Raw genomic sequence first — 4,264 nt, forward strand, 5'->3', positions numbered from 1 at the left:
CGGGTCTGATACTTCTTGACGGTCTGAGGTTCGAACGTGCCATTACGGTCTCTCGGCGTTTCCAGTTCAAATTCACCTGACGATGTTTTGACCGTCTTTCTGGAGGTGCCATTCTTGCGGTTGGCAGAAGTTTCATTCGTCAGGTGCTCGTCCAGCTCTGCTCCCAATGCGGCTTCGGTGATCTGCTTGATCAGTGGCGTGAGCAGGCCATCCTTGCCATTGAGGTTTTGCCCGGACTGCAGCGCTTTGGCGAATGCCTGGATATCAATTTCGTATTTATCAGCCATGATGTGTCTCTCCCGTTTTTAGGAAGTGTAGGAAAAGACACAAAACTTTGAACACTACCGCGATAACACAGTGATTGGCGCAGGCAGTATCGTAGTGAAAGACATCCCTTCAAATGTGATCGCTGCCGGTAACCCGTGCAAAGTTCTCAGAAGCATCGATCATGGTCAGTTACCTACAGAAGAAGAGATTCAGGCGTTATATCAGCAATTAGGGTTAAAAGAGTAAATGTCCATCCTTAAACATCATTGCTGACAACGGATATCGTTTTCTCTATTACAAATCGTCATAAATATCATCGTCTTCTTCAAAGGCAGATCCGATAGACCAGCTATCGACACGGCGAAAGTCTAAACCACTAAGGTCAGCGGCTCTGAGGGCTGCAACGACAGATTCATGGAACAAAAAAACAGGTTTTTCTTCCAAGGTGAAAACAAGCCTTTTTTCTAAAGGTACTTGGTCAAGGACTTTTTCATCTAAGGACAGTTTCAACAGGGTAAATCTGTTTCTAACATAAGTTCCTAATACTTCACTTCGTTTTTTATCAATCGCTTTATGATGATTCCAGATATGCATGTAATAGTGTTCTGACCAAATTTTATCGCCATTGACGATATTGGTTTGATAAAAGTCCACGCCAGGTAAATTAAACGGTGCCAGAACTTGCCTGAATTTTTCAGAGACCAATTGTTCTGCGGTTTCATGATAGTCACACGGTTGAAATTTGGCGCGATTACCTTCTGTAATTTCAACAACGCCAGGGCCAAGAACATGATTTTTCAAAGACCATAGAGACATTAAATGATCTAACCCTTCATCAGAATTCTCCGCCATATCTAACATGTATGCGCCTGACTCATGATTTTCTCTCAAAATATAGTACTGACTGTCGTATTTCATGATTACAGCTTCCGATGAATACGAATATGTTGATCTGCATGCTGAATCTTATGCGCCAAATCTGGATGAAAATATAATGCCTCATCATCATAGGCCAACCAAACTTGTTCTCCTGATTGAATGGCACTCGCGACCTTATGCAAGGGTTTCGCCTGAACAAACTCGTATTCCCAATCCTCTTCATCAAAACGAACCATAGCCGGCAGGGTATCGATATTCTCAGTAATCTCTAATTCATCGCTGATGTACATGCCAGGTAAAAGAGTAAAATCAAGGATAACTTTTGGCTCGTCTGAATAAAATTTTGTCTTTGCCACTTCCGCTAGCAGACCCGGTTGTTGAAAGCTTTGTTTGATCCATTTTTCCATCAGATGATCTCCACAGGTGTTAATCTAACTCCTGATACATTTAGCTGACTTAAAATCAACTTCACCTTTTCGTTAACAATAATTTTCCAGCAATGTTCCTTTACTCTAAAGACATCATGAACAATATTGGACTTAGCTAATTTTTTTGAGTCAATTACCATTCGAGTAACTGTTTTGTAGCTTTCATAATAATTACTGTATCTTCTTGCTTCAGAGGCATACTCATTGAGTAATGGATACGAAGCAAAAACATTCATGTGATAATAATTCTTATATAACTTTCCATCATTATTAACTAAAACAGGATAAAATTGCACTCCACGAATATAATTAGACACAAGTGTGTCTACAATAATTTTTATAGGTAATAAATCAAGCGCCTTAAGAACATCTGACATTCCTCTTTCGTTATATTTCTCATCAACATAGACTTTAGGCGAGTAATTATAGAACCGAACCCCTATCTGGCTATAATCAAGGATATCGATGTAATCTTCATCAAAATAAAATGAAGCCTCATCTTCAATAAACTCTCCTTCTAGAACATAATAGTCCATTTACCCACCAACTTTATCAAGAATACTTATATCATTAAAATAATAGTCAGGTATATAACCCCTCCCTAACCACAACACTTAATAGATTCAACTTCATTACAATTAAATTAAATCATTGTATCTTTCATTTCTTACAATTATATAAGTGTATTGACCATTCATCTACCCGCTGAAAACCCAAACCTGTGAGATTCGCCTCACGAAGTGCTTGCACAACTGTTTCATGAAATAAAAATTTAGGCTTCTCTTCCAATGTGAATACTAATCGTTTTTCTAAGGGGATTTTATCTAATACATTTTCATCCAACGACAATACCTCTAACGTGAAATCATCATCAACATAAGTACCATCTATTTTTGATCTTCCATGATGGATTGCTTTATGATGATTCCAGATATGCATAAAGTAATGCTCTTTCCACACTTTACCATCATTAATGATATGAGCCTCATAATAATCAACACCAGGTAAATCAAATTGTGACAAAGATTTTTTAAATCGCTCTGAAATTAATTGTTTTGCAGTTTCATGGTAATCACAAGGGAAAAACTTTGATGTATCACCATCATACACTTTCACTTTTCCTGGCCCTAAAACTCGACGACTAATTGAACGTAATGACATCAGGTGGAATAACCCTTCATCAGTACCCTCAGTATGTCCAAGCATATATTCGCCTGACTCATGGTTTTCTCTCAATATATAGTACTGGCTGTCATATTTCATTTTGCCACATATCCTATAGCTTCAAATTTACCGATTTAATTTTTTAAGATTTGTACTACTAAAGACTGTCATAAAGTTCATCATCATCGAATGTTGATCCGATAGACCACTCATTAACACGAATAAAATTCACCCCAGTTACATTAGCATCACGGAGTGCCTTTACAACAGTTTCATGGAACAGAAACTTAGGCTTTTCTTCCAATGTGAATACTAATCGTTTTTCAAGGGGTATTTTATCTAGCACATTTTCATCTAATGATAACCCCTCTAACATGAAATCATCATTTCTATAAGTGCCATCTATGTTTGAGCGGCTCTTATGGATCACATTAAAATGGTTCCATATATGAATGAAATAATGTTCGGACCAAACATTGTCATTGTGAATTATATCTGTTTGATAGAAATCAACCCCAGGCAAATTAAAGGGCAACAAAGCTTGCCTGAATTTTTCAGATACCAGCTGCTCTGCTGTTTCATGGTAATCAAAAGGCTTAAAATCACTCATATCACCATGCGAAACTTTAACTTTACCAGGCCCTAACACACGACGACGAATTGAATGAATTGACATTAGGTGTTCTAATCCCTCGTCTGAATCCATACGCTGACCTAGCATGTAAGCACCAGATTCAGAATTTTCTCTCAAAATATAGTATTCATTGTCGTATTTCATATTCTTGCCATAACACAATTCGTCTTCAAGTCGCTCATCTCTCAACCCCTTGGTAACCAATAAAATTTGACCATTCATCTACCCGTTCAAAACTCAGACCAGTGAGATTAGCCTCACGAAGTGCCTGAACGATTGTTTCATGGAATAAAAATATTGGATCTTCTTCTAACCTGAATACGAGACGTTCTCCTAGTGTTACCTTATCTAGAACACTTTCATCAAGTGATAATGCCTCTAATATAAAATCATCATCAATATAAGTACCATCTATCTTTGATCTTCTTCTATGAATTGCTCTGTGATGATTCCAGATGTGCATATAGTAATGTCCCTTCCAAATTCTATCATCACACATTATATTTGTTTGATAGAACTCAACACCAGGTAAATTAAATGGCAACAAAACATGCTTAAATTTTTCTGAGACTAATTGTTCAGCTGTTTCGTGGTAATCACATGGAGTAAATCTGCTAGAATCACCCTCCAACACTTCTACAACACCGGGTCCGAATACACGCGGTTTAATCGATCGAAGTGACATTAGGTGCTCTAATCCTTCATCCGAGTCTTCATCCTGGCCGAGCATATAAGCGCCAGACTCATGATTTTCTCTCAAAATATAGTACTGACTGTCGTATTTCATATTATTTTCGTGCAAGTAATTTCCCAATGAACAGACTTAGCCACAGGCCTCTGAATCAAGGTTGATTAAAGCCAGTCGTATCTATCATTAAAGCCCCACTGAAGG

7 protein-coding genes are annotated in these 4,264 nt (G+C 37.8%); all 7 read right to left on the reverse strand.

Annotated features, from left to right (window positions below; all coding sequences use genetic code 11):
* Positions 1-287 (reverse strand): transposase (locus H511_RS23640; protein WP_036758822.1); only part of this gene is annotated, 287 nt, incomplete at its 3' end.
* Positions 288-561: 274 nt separating this feature from the next.
* Positions 562-1,185 carry an imm11 family protein gene (locus H511_RS0115850; RefSeq protein WP_027253183.1) on the reverse strand — a complete coding sequence of 208 codons (624 nt, stop codon included), beginning with the start codon at positions 1,183-1,185 and terminating at the stop codon, positions 562-564.
* 2 nt (positions 1,186-1,187) lie between these two features.
* Positions 1,188-1,553, reverse strand: coding sequence for a hypothetical protein (locus tag H511_RS0115855; protein ID WP_027253184.1), 366 nt, complete (start codon positions 1,551-1,553; stop codon positions 1,188-1,190).
* On the reverse strand, positions 1,553-2,110 hold the full coding sequence (locus tag H511_RS0115860) for an imm11 family protein (RefSeq protein ID WP_027253185.1): 558 nt from the start codon (positions 2,108-2,110) through the stop codon (positions 1,553-1,555). The genes H511_RS0115855 and H511_RS0115860 overlap by 1 nt, the downstream gene beginning before the upstream one ends.
* A gap of 124 nt (positions 2,111-2,234) precedes the next feature.
* The gene (locus tag H511_RS0115865) at positions 2,235-2,837 is read right to left on the reverse strand and encodes an imm11 family protein (protein ID WP_027253186.1); all 603 of its coding nucleotides are present in this window, start codon (positions 2,835-2,837) and stop codon (positions 2,235-2,237) included.
* 58 nt (positions 2,838-2,895) lie between these two features.
* Positions 2,896-3,594 (reverse strand): imm11 family protein, encoded by a 699-nt coding sequence (locus H511_RS0115870; RefSeq protein WP_248616612.1) that lies wholly within the window; start codon positions 3,592-3,594, stop codon positions 2,896-2,898.
* A complete protein-coding gene (locus tag H511_RS23645) occupies positions 3,551-4,159 on the reverse strand; it encodes an imm11 family protein (protein ID WP_051288272.1) in 609 nt (202 codons plus the stop codon). The genes H511_RS0115870 and H511_RS23645 overlap by 44 nt, the downstream gene beginning before the upstream one ends.
* Positions 4,160-4,264 lie beyond the last annotated feature (105 nt).

It is taken from the genome of Photobacterium halotolerans DSM 18316 (assembly GCF_000425165.1).
GTDB lineage: Bacteria > Pseudomonadota > Gammaproteobacteria > Enterobacterales > Vibrionaceae > Photobacterium > Photobacterium halotolerans.